This is a genomic window from Pontibacter sp. HSC-36F09 (genome assembly GCF_024171605.1).
GTDB lineage: Bacteria > Bacteroidota > Bacteroidia > Cytophagales > Hymenobacteraceae > Pontibacter.
Genome location: NZ_JALKAA010000006.1, coordinates 191,069 through 211,714 on the forward strand (window position 1 = coordinate 191,069; position 20,646 = coordinate 211,714).

At 52.5% G+C, this 20,646-nt stretch carries 19 protein-coding genes; 6 read left to right on the forward strand and 13 right to left on the reverse strand.

Going from position 1 to position 20,646, the window contains the following annotated elements:
- The first annotated feature begins 74 nt into the window (after positions 1-74).
- On the forward strand, positions 75-1,208 hold the full coding sequence (locus tag L1278_RS16865; RefSeq protein WP_253406193.1) for an ATP-binding protein: 1,134 nt from the start codon (positions 75-77) through the stop codon (positions 1,206-1,208).
- 85 nt (positions 1,209-1,293) lie between these two features.
- Here L1278_RS16865 and L1278_RS16870 read toward each other — a convergent pair whose 3' ends face one another.
- From L1278_RS16870 to L1278_RS16880, 3 genes are all read right to left on the reverse strand, one after another.
- Positions 1,294-1,779: a DUF6644 family protein gene (locus L1278_RS16870; RefSeq protein WP_253406194.1), complete on the reverse strand. Its 486-nt coding sequence runs from the start codon at positions 1,777-1,779 to the stop codon at positions 1,294-1,296.
- A gap of 2 nt (positions 1,780-1,781) precedes the next feature.
- On the reverse strand, positions 1,782-2,135 hold the full coding sequence (locus L1278_RS16875) for a DUF6152 family protein (protein WP_253406195.1): 354 nt from the start codon (positions 2,133-2,135) through the stop codon (positions 1,782-1,784).
- Positions 2,136-2,271: 136 nt separating this feature from the next.
- The gene (locus L1278_RS16880) at positions 2,272-2,970 is read right to left on the reverse strand and encodes a hypothetical protein (RefSeq protein WP_253406196.1); all 699 of its coding nucleotides are present in this window, start codon (positions 2,968-2,970) and stop codon (positions 2,272-2,274) included.
- Between the two features lie 233 nt (positions 2,971-3,203).
- Here L1278_RS16880 and L1278_RS16885 point away from each other — a divergent pair, with 233 nt between their 5' ends.
- Positions 3,204-3,995 carry a hypothetical protein gene (locus tag L1278_RS16885; RefSeq protein ID WP_253406197.1) on the forward strand — a complete coding sequence of 264 codons (792 nt, stop codon included), beginning with the start codon at positions 3,204-3,206 and terminating at the stop codon, positions 3,993-3,995.
- A 493-nt stretch (positions 3,996-4,488) separates the two neighbouring features.
- On the opposite strand, the gene L1278_RS16890 is transcribed toward L1278_RS16885, so the two are convergent.
- The 5 genes from L1278_RS16890 to L1278_RS16910 all read right to left on the reverse strand — a co-directional run bounded on the left by L1278_RS16890 (position 4,489) and on the right by L1278_RS16910 (position 11,595).
- Positions 4,489-6,696 (reverse strand): acylase, encoded by a 2,208-nt coding sequence (locus tag L1278_RS16890; RefSeq protein WP_253406198.1) that lies wholly within the window; start codon positions 6,694-6,696, stop codon positions 4,489-4,491.
- A gap of 260 nt (positions 6,697-6,956) precedes the next feature.
- A complete protein-coding gene (locus L1278_RS16895; protein WP_253406199.1) occupies positions 6,957-8,705 on the reverse strand; it encodes an ABC transporter ATP-binding protein in 1,749 nt (582 codons plus the stop codon).
- An 80-nt stretch (positions 8,706-8,785) separates the two neighbouring features.
- Positions 8,786-9,403 (reverse strand): hypothetical protein, encoded by a 618-nt coding sequence (locus L1278_RS16900; protein ID WP_253406200.1) that lies wholly within the window; start codon positions 9,401-9,403, stop codon positions 8,786-8,788.
- Between the two features lie 328 nt (positions 9,404-9,731).
- On the reverse strand, positions 9,732-11,183 hold the full coding sequence (locus tag L1278_RS16905) for a S41 family peptidase (RefSeq protein ID WP_253406201.1): 1,452 nt from the start codon (positions 11,181-11,183) through the stop codon (positions 9,732-9,734).
- A 43-nt stretch (positions 11,184-11,226) separates the two neighbouring features.
- Positions 11,227-11,595 carry a hypothetical protein gene (locus L1278_RS16910; protein ID WP_253406202.1) on the reverse strand — a complete coding sequence of 123 codons (369 nt, stop codon included), beginning with the start codon at positions 11,593-11,595 and terminating at the stop codon, positions 11,227-11,229.
- Between the two features lie 296 nt (positions 11,596-11,891).
- Here L1278_RS16910 and L1278_RS16915 point away from each other — a divergent pair, with 296 nt between their 5' ends.
- Positions 11,892-12,818: a macrolide 2'-phosphotransferase gene (locus L1278_RS16915; protein ID WP_253406203.1), complete on the forward strand. Its 927-nt coding sequence runs from the start codon at positions 11,892-11,894 to the stop codon at positions 12,816-12,818.
- A 109-nt stretch (positions 12,819-12,927) separates the two neighbouring features.
- On the opposite strand, the gene L1278_RS16920 is transcribed toward L1278_RS16915, so the two are convergent.
- The 3 genes from L1278_RS16920 to L1278_RS16930 form a co-directional block, all read right to left on the reverse strand.
- Complete coding sequence (locus L1278_RS16920) at positions 12,928-13,404, reverse strand: DinB family protein (RefSeq protein WP_253406204.1); 477 nt, start codon at positions 13,402-13,404, stop codon at positions 12,928-12,930.
- Between the two features lie 101 nt (positions 13,405-13,505).
- Positions 13,506-14,219: a hypothetical protein gene (locus tag L1278_RS16925; protein WP_253406205.1), complete on the reverse strand. Its 714-nt coding sequence runs from the start codon at positions 14,217-14,219 to the stop codon at positions 13,506-13,508.
- 77 nt (positions 14,220-14,296) lie between these two features.
- Positions 14,297-14,812 carry a hypothetical protein gene (locus L1278_RS16930; RefSeq protein ID WP_253406206.1) on the reverse strand — a complete coding sequence of 172 codons (516 nt, stop codon included), beginning with the start codon at positions 14,810-14,812 and terminating at the stop codon, positions 14,297-14,299.
- Positions 14,813-14,998: 186 nt separating this feature from the next.
- Between L1278_RS16930 and L1278_RS16935 the strand changes: the two genes are divergently transcribed.
- From L1278_RS16935 to L1278_RS16945, 3 genes are all read left to right on the forward strand, one after another.
- Positions 14,999-17,560, forward strand: coding sequence for a PAS domain-containing protein (locus tag L1278_RS16935; protein WP_253406207.1), 2,562 nt, complete (start codon positions 14,999-15,001; stop codon positions 17,558-17,560).
- Positions 17,561-17,617: 57 nt separating this feature from the next.
- The gene (locus L1278_RS16940; RefSeq protein WP_253406208.1) at positions 17,618-18,445 is read left to right on the forward strand and encodes a hypothetical protein; all 828 of its coding nucleotides are present in this window, start codon (positions 17,618-17,620) and stop codon (positions 18,443-18,445) included.
- Between the two features lie 87 nt (positions 18,446-18,532).
- Positions 18,533-18,901: a hypothetical protein gene (locus L1278_RS16945; protein WP_253406209.1), complete on the forward strand. Its 369-nt coding sequence runs from the start codon at positions 18,533-18,535 to the stop codon at positions 18,899-18,901.
- A 64-nt stretch (positions 18,902-18,965) separates the two neighbouring features.
- Here L1278_RS16945 and L1278_RS16950 read toward each other — a convergent pair whose 3' ends face one another.
- Both L1278_RS16950 and L1278_RS16955 read right to left on the reverse strand, forming a co-directional pair.
- On the reverse strand, positions 18,966-19,454 hold the full coding sequence (locus tag L1278_RS16950; RefSeq protein ID WP_253406210.1) for a hypothetical protein: 489 nt from the start codon (positions 19,452-19,454) through the stop codon (positions 18,966-18,968).
- Positions 19,455-19,468: 14 nt separating this feature from the next.
- Complete coding sequence (locus L1278_RS16955) at positions 19,469-20,620, reverse strand: zinc-dependent alcohol dehydrogenase (RefSeq protein ID WP_116544207.1); 1,152 nt, start codon at positions 20,618-20,620, stop codon at positions 19,469-19,471.
- Positions 20,621-20,646: the final 26 nt, after the last annotated feature.

Below are 20,646 nucleotides of genomic sequence, written 5' to 3' on the forward strand. Positions count from 1 at the left end.
ATCTTACCGGCAAACATCATAACCTGTGCTCTGTTTAAAGAGTAAATAGCTAGAAAAAAAAGCGTTTACTCTGCATGAAACCACAACACTCACCGGAAGAAATCAACTCTTATTTTATTGAGCAAGTTAAAGACTACGCCATTTTTGCGATGGATACCGAGGGTATCATTACCACCTGGAACCAGGGCGTAGAGCAACTAAAAGGATACAAAGAGGCTGAATTTGTCGGCAGATTCTACGGCATGCTGTTTCCGGATGAATATCAGCAGGCTGGCAAACCGGAACTGGAACTGAAATCTGCCCTGGAAGATGGCTTGTATGAAATTCAGGACTGGCGCAAGCGAAAAGACGGATCCCTGTTTTGGGCCAACATCAAGCTCACCCCCATTTATTCCGATGGCAAACACATTGGTTTCACGAAAATAACGGGCGACAGAACCGAGCAGAAAGAGCTGCGGGACAAACTGGCGGCACGCCAGCAAAGTGCGCTCGAACACAAGAACACCGAGCTGCAGCGCATCAACCTCGACCTGGATACCTTCATTTATACAGCTTCTCACGATCTCCGCTCCCCGATCATGAACATAGAAGGGCTGATGGAAATCCTCAGAAAGGAACTCGTAGCCGCTGATGCCTTGAACAGCACTACCGAAGAGATTTTGAAGCACGTAGTGGATTCTGTTGGTCGCTTTAAACGGACCATAGCAGACCTGACCGAGATCAGCAGAATGCAGAAGGGATTCAGCGAAAGTGCTTCGAATGAAGTGATCAATATCAAGGAAGTGTATGATGAGATTATGGCCGACCTGAACAAACCAGCCAATCTGAAGGACTGCTTCATCCATACCGACCTGCAGGTTTATCAACTGAAGTTTTCGCGCAAAAACTTCAGGAGTATCCTCTACAACCTGATCAGCAATGCCATTAAGTTCCAGTCGCCGGACCGTGACTGCCTGATTACGCTCAGCACCCGACTGGAAGAACCCTGGGTAGTGTTAAGCATGGAAGACAATGGCCTAGGTATAAACGCCCGTCAGCAGCCGCAAATGTTCACGATGTTCAAGCGATTTCATGACCATGTGGAAGGCACAGGTATTGGGCTGTACATGGTAAAGCGTATCCTGGAAAATGCCGGCGGCAAAATAGAATTGAAGAGCGAAGAAGATGGCGGCGCCGAATTCAGGCTCTATTTTCCGGCAGCCGTGTAAGGTTTCCATGAGGTATAGGCCATTGTAAAAAACCTCCCTTCCGGTGCTGGAAAAGACGACGTTAGTGTCGATTAGGAAAGTTGTACTAATACGCGAGCAGCCTTCCACATGCAATTACCAACACCCACACCACGATGGAGCAAAGCGCCACTACTTTCGCGACCCGGGGCGCACTGCCCTGTCCCCATTCCGGTGCCGCAGACGCGAGAAACCGGTGAAAGAAGCCGGCGTTTAATCCGCCTACTACCAACATGATCAGTTTGATGTGAAAAACAGGATCACTGGCCAGGGCCAACGCATTGGTACTGAACAGCAGCAAACCGGAAGGTACGATCAGGTATAAGCCTCTCCTGGACCAGGGCAACAGATGGCGGGCCAGGTCCGGGACAGGCAGGTTTCTGGAAAAGCCCAGCAGGCGCAGGTCGAACAGGAAGGCGGCACCTACCAGCAGCACGATGCCCAAGATGTGCAGAATCTCCAGGAAAGGGTATAGCCAGGAGGAGGTCCGGATGGCGCTGGCCAAAGCGGAGTGCTCCAGCGCTTGCAGCGTGCCTGCTATGGTACCGGACACCGCTAGCGCAGTTCTATCTTTTTATCTCCTACATAAATTCGCTCCGCACGCATCTCATCCTTAACCTCTTTATGCGGATACCCCACAACACGCACCGAATCACCGGCCTGCAGCATGTCCTTTGTCAGACCCCGGGAACTCATTCTGCTGGGTGGGGCCAGCACCACGGCCCAGGTCTTGTCCTCGTGCTGCAATTGCAGCATGCCGTGTGGGTTCTCGTAGGTGATTTCCTCTACCAGTCCGGTGTAGTCCAGCGTTTTGGTCTGGTCGTAGTTCGCCCAACCATGGTGCAAAACCGAAAAAGCTACTGACAGCGGCAGGAGAATTAGCAGAAGGATTTTGGCAGGTAAGATCATAAGTATAAACCAGTTAGTGATACACTTATGTAAAACGAAGGAAATTGGAAAAGGTATAAGTCTTGCGCCTAATGTCAATAAACCCACCTCCCGACACCAAATAAAAACCTGCTCCGGCACAGTGGAATCCCCCTTCTTACCTGACAGGTACGCCCACTATCGCAAACTCCTGCACCACCAGGGTATCACCCTCGCGGAGCAGGGAGACGCCCGTTGGGTCAAACTGGTTGTTGACAACCATGCTGAGCCTTCTGTAATGGCCTTGGTAGCCATAGGCCAAGCGGTGTACGAGCAGCTCCTCCGCTTTCAAAGAAACAGGCATTTGCACTCTTGTTTTGTAGGTATAGTCATAGCCGTTGTGCTGGTCGGGAGGCACTGGTTGCTTGTCGTAGATGAGGGGCTTGAGCTTGCTTAAGCCGGTGAGTAAATTCGCGTAGAACTCGTCGTTGTAGCTATACCCGGACCCGCCTATGAGCTCTTGTTTGGAGGTGAGCACCACCGCACCGTCCTGCTTATGCACGTCATACCGTGTTACCCTTCCGTTATCCATTTCTGCTTCTGAACCGGACAGGAAAGTGATTTTGGTGACTGTGGTATCATCGGGCTTAGGGGCTACCTTAAAGGAGAGCGACTGCATCATAAGGGTTAATGCGTGGCCCTTGATCAAAGTCTGGTCTTTCACCTCACCATGGCGCGTAAACATCCGGACAGGTTTTACCTGGTCCATCCGATTGAGTTTGAAGGTAGCGGGATAATCCATGTCCGGACCATCGGAGTCTTTGCTGCAGGCGCACAGCCATACGAGTGCGAAGAGAAGGAGTAAGCGTGTTTTCATGTGAGCAGGTATAGGGCAGACAAATATATTATTTTCTGAATAAACTATACTGACACCCAACTATTTATTCATGCTATTGATAGCTACAGTACCCCTGCCGATAACTTTCAGTTCTACGCCTGTTTTAGGTATAGCCCAGCAATTACACTTCTTATTACCTGGAATACGTATAGGGCATAGCCGTTTCGATTTGCCTTCGGCTGGCTGTTACGTGTAGGGAGAAAACAGGAAGCATGACAAAAGAATATTTGTACGAACACAACAGTATCCTGATTGTGGCGGTGTTGTTTGTGTTGATCCTGCTGGCCCAGGAAGCCGGATATCGCATCGGCCGCCATCACCAGCGCAAAACCGACAAGGACGTAAAAGCGCAGACCAGCACCATACAGGCCGGCACCCTGGGTTTGCTGGCCCTTATACTTGGTTTTGCCTTTAACATCTCCCTGCAAAGCTACAACGCCCGCAGCAAAGCGGTTATCAACGAAGCCAATGCCATTTCCACCGCCCTGATGCGCACGCACCTGCTTCCCAGCCCCTTCGATTCGCTCACCCATCTGCAGCTGCAACAGTACATTGACCTGCGACTGGCCATCAGCAACACGAACTATGCGATGGTGCAGGAGCAGGAGGCCCTCGCCGACGAGACTGAAGCGTTGCAACGCAGCATTTGGGATCAGGCTGTCAAGGCGGCGCGCATCGACCCCAAACCAGTGACCACCGGCTACTTTGCCACAGCGCTCAACAATATGGTAGTCGCCCACAACGAACGAAACGCTTTGCTCTCCATGCATATGCCCGAAGTGATCCTGTACCTGCTGTTTATCGTGTTCATTATGTCGGGGGCCCTGATCGGGTATGGCAGCGGACTGGGCCAAAAGCGCACCAACCTGCCATCGGCCTTTCTGAGTCTCATGATCTGCCTGGTAGTATTCATCATCATCGACCTGGACCGGCCTATGCGGGGCATCGTAAAAGTAGACCAACGTAGTTTAGAGCGCCTTCAAGCTGACAACGAACACGACTAAGTAGCCGTTGCCATATCTCCTTTGAGAGGCAATAAGTCTGCTGATCGGGCCCACAGGCTGCTTTCTTAAAATAGAACGGAATAACCCGTTGATAGTGAATTAAACTACGTATCTTAGGGTATGTTAGAAAATACATTCCCCATCGGATCTGAAGTGTTCGCCAAAGTGAATCCGGATCTAAAGTTAATTATCAGACAATATTTGAAGCGTATCTACTACTGCACCGTTGCTGGTAATCCCTTGCAGAGGGACCTAGTGTACTTCGAGCGGGAGTTGATACCGGTAAGAGTTAAATAAAAAATCAAAGCCCCTGCCAAAAACAGGGGCTTTTTAATGTCTAACAGTTTTTTGGTCAGTCACCAATTGGCAGTAGCCTTTGGTTCTTTCCTGTCTGTAACACGAGCGAAGGGTGACAGATAGCTGCCAGCTATTAACAAGGAAGGCCCGGACTTTCAAGCCCGGGCCTTCCTGTGCTCTGATACCTTTACGTCGGCTATCGGCTCTGCTTCTGCCCCGGCTTATACGTGGCTTTGGCTCTTTTCTCCACATCTTCGCGGTAGTAGACTACGTCCTTAAACTCAACATCGGCATAGCGCTGGGCTTGGTCGTTGAAGTGCGGTGAGCTGGGGTCTCCGCTCTGTCCGCCCGCCAGGATGGTCTTAGCCTTTACTTTATCACCAAACTCCACCACGGCCACAAAGCTGTTGCCGGAAGTACCGTACAGACGCTTGGTGTCGTAGCGGTTGGCGCCATAGGAAGCCAGGGCTCCCCAGTTGCCGGAGGCCATACCTACAGGTATACTTGGTGCCGCATCGTTAAAAGGCTGCTTGATGTCGCCGGTAAGGCGCTGGAAACGGTTGATCTCGCCCCAAGGGGTGTTCCATTTCCCAAAGTCCTGCTCCAGTTCAGCGATTGTCTTGCTGAAAATATCCAGGCGCTCCGCTGCAGGTGCTGTGTTGGCATAATAGTCGAAACGCTCCATGATGTGGCCCTTTGGTGCGCTGCCGTCGCGCAGCAGGTTGGTGGCGTAGAAATGGGCCAGCGACATCGCCACGGATTCTTTCGACACAGCATAGTCCCAGTTACGCATCACCTCAATGGCGGCCTCCAGTTTCGGGTCGTTTGGCTTTTGGGCATCATAAGCTTTTACGAGTCCAGGTATAAGCACCTCGAAACCTGGCAGGTATGGGTCGTAGGCCAGGTCGATCAGTTTGTCGAGGGTCAGGTTTTCTGCTTTTTTCAGCAGGCGAATGGCGTGCACACCCCGGAAGTTTTCAGGCGAAGGCGCCATGTATACCGGGTAATCTTCTTTCTTCGGGCTGTACTCAGCTGCTGCCGTATAAGGCGTGGAGTTACAATTCTGGATCCAGCCGTTCGGCGGGTTCGTGATGCGAATCGTTTCATCGAGCGAGTGCAGACCGTTCCAATCGGTTTTCGGGTTGCTGCCATCTACTGGCTTGGAGTAATCGAAAGAGGTGTCGCGCTTCGGGAAGAAGTTGCCGTGGTAGTAGGCGATATTGCCATCTGCATCGGCATACACGGTGGCGTTAGAGGAGTTGGTGCGCATCTGCATCATCTCGTCGAACTCCTTCAGGTTGCTTTTCTTGGTGCGGGTATAGGACTGGATCAGGGCGTCAACCGGCTTCCACATCAGGGCAGTAGCCACCCACTTGTCGCCGTTCATGTGCGTGATCGGTCCGTGGTGGGTGCGGTAGGTGGTGAAAGTCTTCTGCTTCAGTTCGTCTCCGTCTTTGTAGGCCAGGCTTACCTCCTTCGTTTCTACGGGGCGCAGCTCCTCGCCATACCTGTAGAACAGCTTGCCGTCCTGCTTCACAATCGTCTCCTCAAACTCATCGATAACATCAGCATAAGCCGAGGTATGCATCCAGCCGGTCTTTTCATTAAAGCCCTGGTAGATGAAAAACTGTCCCCAGGTAACGGCGCCGTAGGCATTTAGTCCTTCCTCACTCACCGCATGCACCTCGCCCCGGAAAAAGAAAGAGGTATGCGGATTGATCAGCAGCATGGCATCCCCGGAAGCTGTGTGCTTGCCCGAAATGGCAAAGCCGTTCGAGCCCTTCGGTTCTTCCAGTAAAGCCGGCTGCACCAGGCCATGACCGGCACTGTTCAGGCCAAGTGATCTGTCTTCTTCATAAAAAGCCTTGATGCCCTTGGTGGAAATGCTCTCGATGTCGCCGCCAATGGAGCCTTCGCTGAAATACATCGGCATCCAGGGCTCAAAGCGGGTGAGCAGCTTCGGCTTCACTTCCGGATGGGTGTGCAGGTAGTAGTTAATACCATCAGCAAAGGCTTGGCAAAGTTGCTTCAGCCATTCCGGACTTCTCTCGTATTCAGCCTCGGCTTCTTCTTCTGTCATGTACAACTTTGCACGCAGGTCGCTGTAAAGTTGCTCCACTCCTTCCACCTCCGCCAGTCGGCCGGTGGCCCACAGGTAGTTGCGTTCTACGCGATTAAAGTCATCTTCGCACTGGGCGTATAGCAGTCCAAACACAGCATCGGCATCGGTCTTACCATAAACGTGCGGCACACCAAAATCATCGCGCATGATGGTGACGCGGGCGGCCTGCTCCTCCCACTTCGCCAGCTCGGTTGCAGTGTCGGTTTTGCCGTTGGTGGCGCAGGAAGAAAGGTAGATGAATAAAAACAGCAGGAGCAGCTGAGGCCTGAAAAGGTATTTCATGGTTTTGAGGTAGATAAGCTTATAAACGATCAACCAATTTAAGCATAATTCTGAAAAACGCAGAAATGATAAAGTACAGGCGCACGCTATACCTGAGGCAGTCATCCAAAGCTTAAGGTATAGCGACCCGCTCCAAGAGCTCTTTCAGATTTCAAATCCGGAACAGCAATAAATGGCAAATGTGAAAAAGCAAAGGCAGCTATACCTACTACAATTTCAAAAGCAGGACTACAGCCTATACATTCACAACAGCTACAACATCAAATTCTGGCCTGGTAGGTATAGAGTTGATAGTACCGTCCCTGCTTCTCCAGCAATTCTTCATGGCGGCCCTGCTCTGCGATGCGGCCTTGTTCGATCACCAGAATCTGGTCAGCCTGCCGAATGGTGCTGAGGCGGTGGGCGATCACGAAGGTGGTGCGACCCTGCATCAAGGTCTTAAGGCTGGCCTGTATCAAACTCTCACTTTCAGTGTCGAGGTTGGAAGTGGCTTCGTCCAGGATGAGGATGCGCGGATCGGCCAGGATAGCCCGTGCTATCGCAATGCGCTGTCGCTGTCCACCTGAGAGCTTTACGCCTCGCTCCCCGATCAGCGTATCCAGGCCTTCCGGGAAACGGTCGGTGAATTCCTGCACATGGGCGGCGTGTACCGCCTGCATCAGTTGTTCCTCCGTGGCATTAGGACGCGGGAAAAGGATGTTCTGCCGGATGCTGCCTTCAAACAGAAAATCGTCTTGCAGCACCACGCCCAGCTGACTGCGATAGCTTTGCAAACTGATGCTTTGCAGGTCATGACCGTCTACGGTAATCGTGCCATTATCAGGATTCAGAAACGAAGCAGCCAGCCCCGCAATGGTCGTTTTACCGGAGCCCGAAGTACCTACCAGTGCCGTGACAGAACCCGCAGGTGCCCGAAAACTGATCTCCTTCACCACATCTTTGCCGGTTTCATAAGCAAAAGCCACGTGGTCGAACACGATGTCACCGTGAATCTGCTCAAGCTTCAGCGTACGGGTTCCGTGCGCATCTTCCAGCGGTGTGTTCAGAATTTCCTGGGTGCGGTCGAGGCCGGCGAAGGCTTCCGTGAACTGGCTTCCGATATTGCTCATTTGCAGGATCGGGGCGATCATAAAACCCAGGTATAGCGTGAAGGCCAGAAAGTCACCAAAGGTCATTTCGCCTTTCATGATCAGGTAGCCGCCAATGCCCATGATGCCTGCCGAGGCAAAACCCAACAGCAAAGTAGCGGCAGAGGTTACCATACTGGTTGTGGTCAGACTCTGTTTTACATTCAGGAAAAGTCGTGTCACGCCATCTTCAAACGTCTTGATCTCCTGCGCCTCCGCATTAAAACCCTTTATCACACGCACACCGCCCAGCGTCTCGGTCAGGCGACCGGTCACTTCGGCATTGATCACGCCACGCTCCCGGAAGATGGGCCTGATCTTACCAAATGCCTTGAGGGAGATCACCCCAAAAATGGCCACGGGAATGAGCGCAAAACCTGTCATGAGCGGACTGATGTAAATGAGCAGCACGAGACAGATGAGCGAGGTCAGAACACCGCCTATCATCTGTGCAAAGCCAGTGCCCACAAGGTTTCGCACCCCTTCCACATCGGTCATAATGCGCGAAACGAGTTCGCCGGTTTTGGTATTGTCGAAAAAGCGGATGGGCAACTGCATGATGTGGCGCTGCACTTTGGCGCGTAGTTGCGATATGAGGTGCTGGGCCTCCACACTCAGTATCTGGGTGAGCGCAAAAGAAGTAACCGACTGAATGACAATGGCTACCAGCACGGCCCCGATCAGCCACTTGAGCATGTTGCTGTCACCGGTCGGGATCACATCATCGATAAGAAACTTACTGGCACCCGGCAGCACCAGACCAGCCAGGCGACTGATAACGATCAGCACCAACCCGACAGCGAGATATTTCCGCCGCGGCCAGATGATGGTCCTGAATACTTCTGCAATCGTAACGTTCTGTAGTTTTTTTGATTTTGGCATGGGGGTGAAGATACGACAAAAAAATGCTCACGACAGGTATACCTGCTGTGAGCATTTTAAAAAAATTGACGTGCTATACCTTAAGAAGAGATGCTGCGTCGCCAGTTATTCCACTGCTGGAGCTGGGTCGGGTTCAGCGCCGTCTCAATGTCCTGCATCAGGCGGGTGCGGTGCTGGCGCAGCACCTGCATATGCGGTTGTTTCTTTTCATCTTCTCTGAGTTCTCTCGTCACACGATCGAGAAGGGTGACCAGATTCTCGTCCAGTTGCGCTTTTGTGATCTGCTTTTCGTTGTAGGCATTCATGTAAGTGTCGCGCTCGGCGTTGGCCCGCATCAGAATCTGTTGGTGAATCATGCTGATGCTGCCACGGACGGTCACCGTAGACTGCTGGTGATCGCGTGCGAAATCCCGAATCGTGGCGGCCTGGTTGGTCTGCAGGCCCAGCGTAGGCAGGATGTAAGAAAGCGTTTGTCGGTCAGTTTTGGATGTGGCCACGGTATAGATGTTGAACGCTTTATCATTGCATCCATCGCGTAGCTGCGGTTTTGCCAGCGCATCCAGGTCATCGAGCAAAAACTCGGAAGATGAGAACGAGAGATCAACAGCAGGATCAGCGCCGTCTTTTTCCTCGCAGGCCGACAGGCTCAGGAAGAAAATGAAGGCCATTAGCCCCCAGATGCGTAAATTTATTTTCATAGCTAAGTATTTTAAAATAAGTAACTTATATATACGAAGCCAGCATTAAAAGGAAGACACTTTTGCTTGGGAAGCAAGTGCGTTCACCATGTTTAACAGCCCTTATCAGAAACCTTCCCGAAACTCCCGCAGGTGGGCATAACAAACCGGACTACTATAATCGTCTGTTTGGTTTTCTGAGAAATGATTGCGAATGCCAGCAGGGGAAGACCGGAGGTATAAGCGCACCAACTGCGCGGGCTCCTGCATACACGTGCAACTATTTGTCAGAGGCTTATTTGAGCGCTTCGGTCCGGTATTCATTTTTCTGGGCATAGGCAGATACGGTTTACTTTTGAGCAGAAGATTGGCGTTGGGGCTGTATGAGATTTTCTAAGGTATAGCGCAGCACTTCGTCTTCCTCGTCAAGCAAGTGGTCGCGCACCAGGTGGTCAGGTATAAGCCCGGCCAGTTTCTCATCGCCGTTCGGACGCACAATGTAGCCTTTGGGCACTTTCAATTCTACGCTCGTGCGGGGCAGCTGAAAACTGAACTGTGCGGCATACAGAGTAGGTGTATCGCCTGTCTCCTCTCCCACGATCTCTCCAAAACCATAGTCCTGGATCAGGGCGCCGCTCACGGCAGCCATGGAGTAAGACTGTCGGTTGACGAGCACGTATACCTTGCCCTTAAAACGCCGGTCCTCCGGCATGGGCTGCTGCATGGTTTGCGCGTAGGCGAAGGTGGTGCCATCCGGGTTTTCCAGTATCTGGCGGGTGTATTCGTCAGGTATAGCATCGGGGTACTCCTTTCGGGTTTGCTTCTTGAGCACCTCACTTGTTTTTACGGTGAAGTCAGAAAACCAACGGAAAGGCTTGTCTGCAAAATAGGCGATCAGGTAGTCGCTGAAGGTGTTGTGCCCGCCGGCATTGTTGCGCAGGTCCAATATCAGGTAACGGGCCTGACGGGTGTTAATGTCTGCAAATGCACTGTCTACAAAAGCTTTGAACTGCGCCTCTCCGTCTGGCTCCGGCGAACTAAAGGGACCGGGATGCAGGTAAGCAACATCTTCTTTACACTTGAAAGTACGCTCGCTTTTGAGGATCTCCCCTCCCCGACTTGCTTCATATCCCATCACGGTCATGGCGTCGAGGGTATGGGTGCTGCGCTTGCCACTTGCCTGTTTTACTTTCACTTTGAATTTTTCCTGCTGCCCGAACACGGCCCAATAGTAGCGGGGAAAAGACCAGAACTCAAGTTTAGCATCTTTGAAATAAGGGCGCTCTGCCGACAGGTATGGATGGATAGCGGCCTGTATTTTTTTGATGGGTTTGCCATTGAGTTGCAGCAGCTGGTCACCTGCTTTAATGCTGAAATCCGGCACATAACTTTTGCGCACAAAAGCCTTGCCGTCTTCAAAGGCCAGCTCGAGCGGAAACACGGTGCCGCCCTGTGTCGCGTAGGCAATGTAAGAACCCGCCGGGAAATCCACTTCGCAGTGCCCCACATTACCGATCGCCAGCAGCCGCTGCATGAGCATGGTCGTTTCGAGCATGCTCAGCGAGTCTTTCCGGATCGAGTTCAGCAGGTCGTTGTAGGCCGCATCGTAGTCGCGCTTGCTCACATAGGCGAACAGGTTGAAATGCGCTTTCTGCAGTGTTTCGTAGGCATAAACCATATCAGCTTTCACATCCGTGGCAGCAAATTTGATCGGCTTGTGCTGCGCGGCTACGAGTCCAGGCGTTGCCAGGAACAAGAATAAGAGTAGATGAAACGGTTTTAGAGACAAGTCGCTTTTCATGCTGTCGCTTTTCAGGGTTTGTACGCTGCCATTTGCTCCAGGCTTACGTCAGCACCAAACGGTATAACAAGATAAGCACACTGACGAAAACAATCGTGGTATAGATCTCTTTATTATACCTGGCCAGCCAGTTAGGCAGAAAAATATCGAAATTATCGCGGGTAGAATCTGAGTAGCGCCGGGCCACCACCGTGATCGGGCACATTTTATTGAACACCAGCAGCACCAGTCCTTCCAGCATAATCAGGCCCAAACAGATCCAAACCCAATGATCGATCCGGTTAGTGAGCACGGCATAGAGTAGGTAAAAGATCACCACATTGTAAAACACCCACACCACCGTATGCACCACTTTGATGAGCAGTAATTTCCGCTTCTGAAGTAGTTGCTCATTTTCCTGGCGCTGTTCCATCTTCACTTACCTTTTTTTAATTTTACGAGCACGAGCCCTGTGTGGAACAAAGGACCGTTGCCTATACCTTCCTTCCCTTACTGCGTATAGTTTTTTATATTTCATCCTCAAAGGCATCGACTATGCGCATGAGTACTTCCTTACTGCAACTCTATTTTTGATCGGCCGCTTCGGTAGCGCCAAAGCCGGGCACATGTTGTGCGTCGGCTGTATCACTGTGCCCTATACCTTCGCTCCATTTCCCAACCAGGTATAGGTGCCTTTATTTACAATTTATACCGAGATAGATCAACATCATGAAGGAAGTAAAAGATAATCCCCTCACAGAAACAGAACTGGTAACTCTTGCCCAACAGCATGGATTGCGGCTGCAGCCAGAAACATTCAACTACAACGAAACCGGCCTCGACTTTCAGGTGATTCAGGCGCTGGACGAAAAGAAAGAGCCCTGGATTCTGCGTCTGCCCCGGCGTCCGGATGTGCTGCCACGTGCCAAAAATGAGCACCGTGTGCTCCGCCTGCTACAGGGCAAGCTTCCGGCAGACCTCCCCGACTGGCAGATTTTCGACCCGAAGCTGATTGCCTACCCAAGACTGGCCGGTATACCTGTCGCCAACATCGACATGGAAAAAATGTGCTACGTCTGGAACCTGGAACTGGAAAAGCTGCCGGAGACATTTGTGCAGTCGCTGGGACAAACCATTGCCGCGCTGCATGCGCAGGACACAGCAGCCGCTGCAAAAGCGGGCATCAAAGTGTTGCAGCCGGAGCAGTTGCGCGAGCACCTGAGCGGGCAAATGCAACGCGTAAAGGAAGCCATTGGAGTAGCCGAACCGGTATGGGATCGCTGGCAAGCCTGGCTGCAGGACGATAGCTACTGGCCCGGCTATACCTGCCTCGTGCACGGCGACCTGCAGGCAGCCCACATTCTCACCGACGAAAACGGCAGTGTGAACGGCCTCCTCGACTGGACCGAAGCCGAAGTAAGCGATCCGGCTATTGATTTTGTGGCGCTGCTGGCCGCCTTCGGCGAGGATTTTCTGAAACACGTGCTCACGGCTTATGAGCAGGCCGGCGGACAGGTATGGCCCCGTATGCTGGAGCATGTGCAGCAACGGCACGGCGCCTATGGTGTGAACATCGGTTTGTTCGTGCTGGAGTCAGGCACAGATGATTATCTGCAAATGGCAAAGGAGGCACTGGGATTAAGTACGTCAAATTAAACGTGACTGAAAACACAAAGCGTCGGCTATACCTTGAAAGCAGGTATAGCCGACGCTTTTATATTGCCATTATGAGAAATCATTCTGCGAGCTGCTTCTATACCTTCGCCTACAGATTGCCACCCAGCAAACGACGAAGCACCACGATCTGCCCCAGGTGATAAGCATTATGCTCGGCTATCAGCGTGGCTTCGCGCAGGAGCGTCTGTCCGTTGCCGTGGGGTATAGGCGCAAAGAGATCGTTTTCAGTATCCTGCACCAGCTGCACCATCGCGTCCAGATCCTGGTTAATAGTTTGCAAAGTCTGGTCCAGAGCTGCCTGATCGGCCGGTGCTTCTGCTGACGGCCAATAGTCGTCGGGCCAGGCGGGTTCCTGGTAGTCGGGGTTACGGCAAAAATCCTGGATATCGTGCTGGGCGAAACGCAGGTGCTCGAGCAGTTGCCAGATGGTATAAGGCAAGCCCTCTACCCGTTCGCCAGCCTCCTGCACACTAATCCCCTGCAGCAGTTCCCCGACCGGACGAAAGGCCTGCCCCATCCGCATCAGCTTCTCCAAATGATCACGCAATTCCTGGTCTTCTTTCATGACTTAATTTTTTATTTGTTCATACTCCTGATGCAGTAAAAAGAACAGCCGCTACCCGAAGGCAGCGGCTGTTCTGTCAATTATTATTCAGTCCATTAATTTTAGTAACGGTCGTCGCGGTTGCGGCTGTAGCCACCGCCTTGTGAACCATAACCGCCGTAGTTGCCCGACGATATGCGGTTGCTGCGGCTGCTATCAAGATCGGGGCCGTAGTCATCCTCAAAGCTGCTGGTGATGCCCGCGTTCGGAACGCCTCTGTTGGAGTGGATGTCTGACTGGCCCATGCGGCCGTAGTCTGAAATTCCGTAGCCCTCGCGCATACGGTCCTGGCTCATTTGGCCTCTCTGTCCCATGTGGCGGCTGCGGTCCTGGTTGCTATAGTGTTCGCGGCTACGCATGTCACGGTCACGGTCAAACTCATTGGAACGCTGGCTATACCTGTCTGATGAACCGTAGCGGTCCGCATCAGACCAGTTTTGGTTCCGGTTGCGGCTTTCGCCCCAGTTGCCTCTGTCTCGCTGGCCGTAATTCATGTTATAGTCGGAATCGCGGCGCGTGGTGCCGCTTCCTTCACGCATGCGTTCATAGGCATCGCCCATGTTGCCCTCGTGGTAGCTGTGGCGTATGTTACCGCTGTTGCGATTGTAGCGGTCGTCATCTCTATCCCGATGGTGGCTGCGATACTCCTGCTCAAACTCGTTGGTCAGGTTGCGGGCACTGTGGTAGTGCTCATCGTTGCGGTCGTAACCGGCGCTTCCGCTGTAGTTGCGGTCGTAGTTGTCATGATCGTAGCGATCTCTGTCTCGTCTGTTCATAGTTATAAATCAGGTTTAAAATAATACTTCCTTTTTTAAACGAGGGCAGCGGATTACGGTTATTCTGACACAGTGTCTCAGGTCTCTTTGATGCGGGAAGCCAACACCCGGAACAGGATGTACAGGAAGGCGAAAACAGCCATGGCGATCAGCGTCCAGAATTTTTGTTCGTTCTTGTCCTGCCAGTAGTCGCGCTCGCTTTCGGTTGACTTTAGCCTGCCGCGCATGGCCTGGTTTGCCAGTTGCTCGATCTGTAGCTCACGGTTTAAGGAATCGAGCGCCAGCGTATCGCGCAGGTATACGGTGCGGGTCACCACTCTACTTTGAGCAGATGCGTAAGGTATAGCCGGCCCGGGTGCATAAGGTATAGCCGGTTTTCCTGATGGATGGGTAGAGTCGAAGTTTCTTCCCACGGGATCTTGCAGGTTAAGCACTGATCGGAAAGGGTGGATGTCAGGTTTGGAATACACGGCGGGCGCATAAAGTTTAGGCACCCGTTTGCCGGCGGCAGGTATGGCTTCCTCATCAGCCCCTGTCTGGCGCTGGGTGGCGCAGGCACTGAGCAGCAGCAATAAAACCAGTGTCCATCTCATGCGGCAGGATCGTCAATTTAGATAGGCTATACCTGTCGCCTATACGCATGCGCCTGCTTAGTGGGTACGAAAAAGGCGACGCGCCCCTTGTTATTTTTTCAAACCAACGTCATCTCTTTTAACAAGATGCCGTTTGAATTGTCTTTAAGAATAAAGATATTTAAAAAATCAGGTACACGCTTACAAATGACTACAGCCCACCCCATCTCTCCAGAAGTTTTACGCGCATTTGAGGCCGTACCTGACCTCTACCTCGTCATCTCTACCGACTTCACTATACTGGGAGCCAGCAAGGCCTACCTCGAAGTGACACAGTTAAAGAAGGAAGACATCAGAGGGCGGTACCTGTTTGATGCGTTTCCTGTTAATCCGGAATCAGAGGAGCCTGATAGCGCCTTCAACCTGAAGAACTCGCTGGAGTGGGTGTTGCAAAACAAGAAACCTCACCAAATGACCGTGCAGCGCTACGATGTGCAATTGCCACCTGCATCGGGAGAGTTTCAGGAAACATACTGGCTGCCTTCCAACACACCCGTGCTGGACGAGGAAGGCAACATCAGTTTCATACTCCACAAGGTGCTGAATGTAACAGAGCAAATGCTGGTGCAGGAGCGGCTGGATTTTAGTGAGCTAGAGGTGAAAGAGTTGCACGGCGAACAGAGGTTCACGAAAGCCGCTTTATTGGCCGCACGTGCCGCAGCTGAGCTGGAGCGCAGTAAGCTGTATAATATTTTCATGCAGGCTCCTGCCATGATCTGTATTCTGGATGGCCCGCAGCATGTGTTCAGCTTCGCCAATCCAACCTACCAGCAACTGGTCGGCAACAGACCCATATTAGGTCAGCCTATACTGGAGGCGATGCCTGAGTTGGAGGGACAGGCAGTGATCACGATGCTGGACAGGGTATACCAGACCGGCGAAAGCGAATTTGCACACGAGATGCTGGTGCGCCTGGACCACACAAACTCCGGCACTTTAGGCAATAATTACTACAACTTCACCTACCAGACTATCCGCGACCTCACCGGCAAAATAGACGGCATCATGGTGTTTGCCTTCGAGGTCACTTCGCAGGTAGAGTCGCGCCGCGAGATGGAAGCTGCCAACCAGGAGCTATACCTGGCGCAGGAGGCACTGCTGAACCTAAACCAGGAACTCGAAAGACGCATTGCTGCCCGCACAGTGGAACTGGAACTTTCTAAGGCTGCCATCGAAGCTCAACGCAACCAGCTGCACACCATTTTCATGAATTCCCCTACGCCTTTTCTGGTGGTGGACGGCCCTGAGTTCAGATTCCAGTTGATCAATCCGGCCTTCAAAAAAGTGTTTCCTGGTAAAAGAATGCTTGGTAAAAGCCTGCTCGAGGTTTTCCCGGAGCTGCAGGCCACCCCTATTCCGGAGATCATGGAAAAGGTATACCGAACAGGCGAAAATTTTGAGGCCGTGGAGTATCGGCTGATTCTTTCGCGCTACGATGGGGAAGAACCTGAGGAGATCTACCTTACTTTCAGCTTCCAGGCGCGGCGCGACGAAAAAGGAGCGATCGACGGTGTACTTGTTTTTGCCCACGATGTAACGGAGCAGGTAAAGTCGCGGCAGAAAGTGGAGCAGAGCGCAGAGCGGCTGCGCCTGATCACAGACTCGCTTCCCGTGCTCATCGGCTACCTGGACAAAGAGGAAAAATATCGGTTTACGAACAAGGCTTACGAATCATGGTTTCCGCTAAAGGCAGATGATTTACTTGGCCGTGCCGTGCGGGATGTGGTGGGTGAAAAGGCCTACAGCGGCGTGAAGCAGTACATCGACCGGGCACTGGCCGGCGAGCGGCTCGACTTCGAAAGCCGTATGCCCTACCGCGAGGACTTTGTGAAATACATCCACACCAGCTACGTGCCGGACATTAGAGACGGGGAAGTAGCCGGGTTCTATACCCTGGTGCACGACGTCACAGAGCCCGCCATGGCGCGCCTGAAGCTGGAAGAAAGTGAGTTGGAGGCACGCGCCCTCACCGCGAAACTGGCTGCTGCCAACTTCGAGCTCTCCGAAATAAACGCACAGCTCACCCGCACCAACATTGACCTGGACAACTTCATTTACGCGGCTTCCCACGACCTGAAAGCCCCGATCTACAACATCGAGCGCCTGCTGCTTATCCTGATCGAGTCCATACCCCACGAAGTACAAGCGTCGCAGGAACTGGAGCGAGTGATCGGGATGATCGAGAGTTCGATCGTCCGGTTTAAGCGCACGATCGATCACCTGACCGATGTGACCAAGCTCCAGAAAGAAAATAACCAGGAGGCCTCGGAGGTTGATTTGACTGAACTCATCCACAATATCTCGCTCGACCTCAGTGCCCAGATCGAAACGGTGGGTGCTGACATCGAGGTAGACGTGACAGCCTGCAAAGCGATCCGTTTCTCTGAAAAGAATCTGCGCTCCATCCTCTACAACCTGCTTTCCAACGCCCTGAAGTACAGAGATCCTGAACGCACACCGATCATTAAGATCAGTTGTGAGATAGCCGGCGATTATACCCTGCTGAAAGTGCGCGACAACGGGTTGGGGCTGAAACCAAATGGAGTGGCCAAGATCTTCTCAATGTTTACCCGCATGCACGATCACGTGGAGGGCTCGGGAATTGGGCTGTACATGGTGAAGAAGATCGTGGAAAATGCGGAAGGCTGGATCGAAGTGGAAAGCGAGATCGGGCAGGGCTCCACCTTCAGCGTATACTTCAAACGTTAGCAGCCTGCCAGTTTTTTTTCAGAACTTGCGACTGTGCTCTTGCGCTATACCTTGTTTATGAACACCAACCGTTTTCTGCCCCGCCACAAAGCCGCCGAACTGCTGCAGTATATACTTTCATCCGATACCAAAACAGTGTACGACCCTGAAAAGCACCGCCTGACGCTGCTGGATGAAATGGGTACGGAGCAGGTGCATTTCCGCCTGCCAATCTCCCTGCCCTATACCGGTGCAGGTATAGCCGAAGACCGGAAGGTGCATTACATCCTGCTGCTGATACAGGCCGGCCACTGCGCCATGGGCTATTTTGAAGACGGCCAATGTCTGAACCACAAGGTGTTCCGCTCGTACATGGTGCGCCAGAAACAAGGCAAAAGCCAGATCAAGTACCTCAAGACCAAAGGCAAGTCAAGGGCAGGCTCCCGCGTCAGGCTGGGCGAAACGGCGGAGTTTTTCGAGAACATCAACGGTCGCCTGCAGGATTATTTTCAGGAGCACCGCATCGACCGCATTGCCATGAGTTGCTCTAAAACCCTGCTGCCCTACCTGTATACCTCCACTATACCTACGCCCTTCGACAAGCGTGACCCACGCCTGTTCAGGATACCGAAGCACATCCACACCCCCATCTACGAAGTGCTGCTGGACGCCAACCGTTTCCTGCAGCGGGGCGAACTCATCGCCCTGACAGAAGCAGGATTTGCAGCTATACCTGCACTGGAAGATTTCATGCTACACCACTTAAATGCTGATGATGCGCAGGACGGCCCTGAAACATTTGAGGAGACTGCCGACGAGGTATATGTGACCGACGAATGGGATGATGAGGATGATGTATCTTTTGACGAGGCAGACGAGGAGGACGACATCGTAGAGTGGGACTAGAGTAGCTACTATGCACGTATTGTGGCTTTTGGTTCCGACTCTCATGAGCACCTTTACGTAAGTAGAGCTATCAGAAAATCGAAAACTATGGAAGCCCAGATCAACAGAGACATGGCCGTGTTTGAGCAGGTGTGCGAAATAAATGAGCTAGACCCGCAGGCTATTACGGAAGAGGCATACAAGCGCTTTCCGGATGCATTCAAAGCCGGAAAGAACCCGGAGCGCCTCATCTGGACGGCTTTTGATCATCGTGCCAGCGCACTGATCGGTAGCTTGACACAGGAAGCTGAGCAGAATGAAGGCACACAAACTAATCAGGCCTATACCATTGACTGCGACCCGGCAGCACCCGCCTTTGTGATAAACGAGGATGCGATCAAAAGCCAGTACAGTGCAGCCACAGCAGCTGCGATAATTGATGCGCTCGGGCAGGTACAGCTTCCGGTTACCGGCTAAAAACAGGAAAGGCAGCCACTATAAAATGACTGCCTTTCTTTTAGGCTATTGTCTAATCCTTCAGCTAATCCTTTTTGCGCGTCAGGAGCAGGACGGCAGCGGTCGTAACCAGTGCCAGCACCCCAACTTTCTGGATCAGTCCGCTGCGGTTGTGCTCCCAGTCGGCTTTCCAGCCTTTTTCGGCAAAGATGTTCGGCACAGTGCCTTTGGCAAAATCATCAATTACTCCCTCTACCACATTCACGCGGTCTGCCATCAGCAGGGGCAGCCAGTGCAGGTAACTGTTTTCGCTGTGCTTAAAAGCATAGCGCCGGATCATACCGCTCAGTCCGCTGGGCGGTTCTGATGTTCCGAAAACGGCCGTCACGTTGGGCCGCTCAATAGAGTGCAGCACTTCGATGTTGATGTCCTGCTGTGTCGGGCGCTCCCAACTGTAGCCTTCCTGCTCGGCGTCGGTGCGGTGCTTCATGGGGTAAGTCGGGTCGTTTTTCGGGTCGGCGTCTATACCCCAGCCTTTTATATGCGAATAGTCTTTCGGTGTCTTATTTTCCATGGTCTTTTTCTCCTTTATCTGGCTGATGGCGGAATCAGGACAGGCTTGATGCAGTTGTCCAGTTTCTCTGAAAAAATATGATAGGCATCTGCTACGTCTTCAAGCGGCACACGGTGCGTGATCAGCGCTTTCGGATTGAGGATGCCGTTCTGCACGTGGTCGATCAGCCTCGGCAGCAGACGCTTCACGGAGGCCTGGTTCGCCCGAATGGTGAGACCTTTGTTTACCACATTACCGAGCGGAAAAAGGTTATCCGTCGGACCGTATATACCTACAATCGACACAATGCCACCCTTTTTCACGGAGTTAACAGCCCAGTGCGCAGCCGTGGCAGAGCCTGCCTGCAGCAGGAGTTTGCGCCCCGTAATGGTTTGCATCACGTTACCGGTTGCTTCAGCGCCTACAGCGTCAATCACCACATCAGCGCCCATCCAATCGGTCGTCTTCTTTACAAACACCACCGGGTCGTCCATCTCTTCGTAATTGTAGGCCTCGCAACTGGCGTAGTTGCGCACGAACTCCAGGCGGTATTCCACTTTGTCGATCACAATCACGCGGCCAGCGCCGAAGAGCCAGGAGCAGCGTGCGGCCATGATGCCAATAGGACCGGCACCAAATATCACGACAGTATCACCTTTCTGGATACCCCCCATCTCAGCGGCCTGGTAACCGGTTGGCACCACATCCGTCAATAGCACGGCATCGTCAGGATCCATTCCTGGAGGTATAACGGTTGGCCCGACATCGGCATAAGGTACGCGCACGTATTCGGCCTGTCCGCCATCGTAGCCACCGGCCGTATGCGAGTAGCCAAAAATACCACCTACCGCTGTCGCCTGTGAGTTGGATTCGTGGCAGTTGCCAAACAGACCCTGCTTACAGAAATGGCATTTACCGCAGGCTATGTTAAATGGTACGATCACCATATCGCCCACTTTCAGCTTCTGAATTTCAGATCCAATTTCAATTACTTCTCCAATAAACTCGTGGCCAAAGGTCATGCCCACGCGGGTGTCGGGCACGTTGCCGTTATAGAGGTGGAGGTCCGAGCCACAGATGCAAGAGCGCGTTACACGCACGATGGCATCCTGGGGATGCAGAATCTTGGGCTCTGGTTTTTCGTCAATGCGGACCCGTTGCGGTCCGCGATAGTTCATTGCCAGCATAAGTTTTTTTTCAGTTTGTCTTCAAA

Coding starts and splice junctions, on each gene's coding strand:
- L1278_RS16865 (WP_253406193.1), top strand. CDS start 75: ATGAAACCACAACACTCACCGGAAGAAATCAACTCTTATTTTATTGAG.
- L1278_RS16875 (WP_253406195.1), bottom strand. CDS start 2,135: ATGATCTTACCTGCCAAAATCCTTCTGCTAATTCTCCTGCCGCTGTCA.
- L1278_RS16880 (WP_253406196.1), bottom strand. CDS start 2,970: ATGAAAACACGCTTACTCCTTCTCTTCGCACTCGTATGGCTGTGCGCC.
- L1278_RS16885 (WP_253406197.1), top strand. CDS start 3,204: ATGACAAAAGAATATTTGTACGAACACAACAGTATCCTGATTGTGGCG.
- L1278_RS16890 (WP_253406198.1), bottom strand. CDS start 6,696: ATGAAATACCTTTTCAGGCCTCAGCTGCTCCTGCTGTTTTTATTCATC.
- L1278_RS16895 (WP_253406199.1), bottom strand. CDS start 8,705: ATGCCAAAATCAAAAAAACTACAGAACGTTACGATTGCAGAAGTATTC.
- L1278_RS16900 (WP_253406200.1), bottom strand. CDS start 9,403: ATGAAAATAAATTTACGCATCTGGGGGCTAATGGCCTTCATTTTCTTC.
- L1278_RS16905 (WP_253406201.1), bottom strand. CDS start 11,183: ATGAAAAGCGACTTGTCTCTAAAACCGTTTCATCTACTCTTATTCTTG.
- L1278_RS16910 (WP_253406202.1), bottom strand. CDS start 11,595: ATGGAACAGCGCCAGGAAAATGAGCAACTACTTCAGAAGCGGAAATTA.
- L1278_RS16915 (WP_253406203.1), top strand. CDS start 11,892: ATGAAGGAAGTAAAAGATAATCCCCTCACAGAAACAGAACTGGTAACT.
- L1278_RS16920 (WP_253406204.1), bottom strand. CDS start 13,404: ATGAAAGAAGACCAGGAATTGCGTGATCATTTGGAGAAGCTGATGCGG.
- L1278_RS16925 (WP_253406205.1), bottom strand. CDS start 14,219: ATGAACAGACGAGACAGAGATCGCTACGATCATGACAACTACGACCGC.
- L1278_RS16930 (WP_253406206.1), bottom strand. CDS start 14,812: ATGAGATGGACACTGGTTTTATTGCTGCTGCTCAGTGCCTGCGCCACC.
- L1278_RS16935 (WP_253406207.1), top strand. CDS start 14,999: ATGACTACAGCCCACCCCATCTCTCCAGAAGTTTTACGCGCATTTGAG.
- L1278_RS16940 (WP_253406208.1), top strand. CDS start 17,618: ATGAACACCAACCGTTTTCTGCCCCGCCACAAAGCCGCCGAACTGCTG.
- L1278_RS16945 (WP_253406209.1), top strand. CDS start 18,533: ATGGAAGCCCAGATCAACAGAGACATGGCCGTGTTTGAGCAGGTGTGC.
- L1278_RS16950 (WP_253406210.1), bottom strand. CDS start 19,454: ATGGAAAATAAGACACCGAAAGACTATTCGCATATAAAAGGCTGGGGT.
- L1278_RS16955 (WP_116544207.1), bottom strand. CDS start 20,620: ATGCTGGCAATGAACTATCGCGGACCGCAACGGGTCCGCATTGACGAA.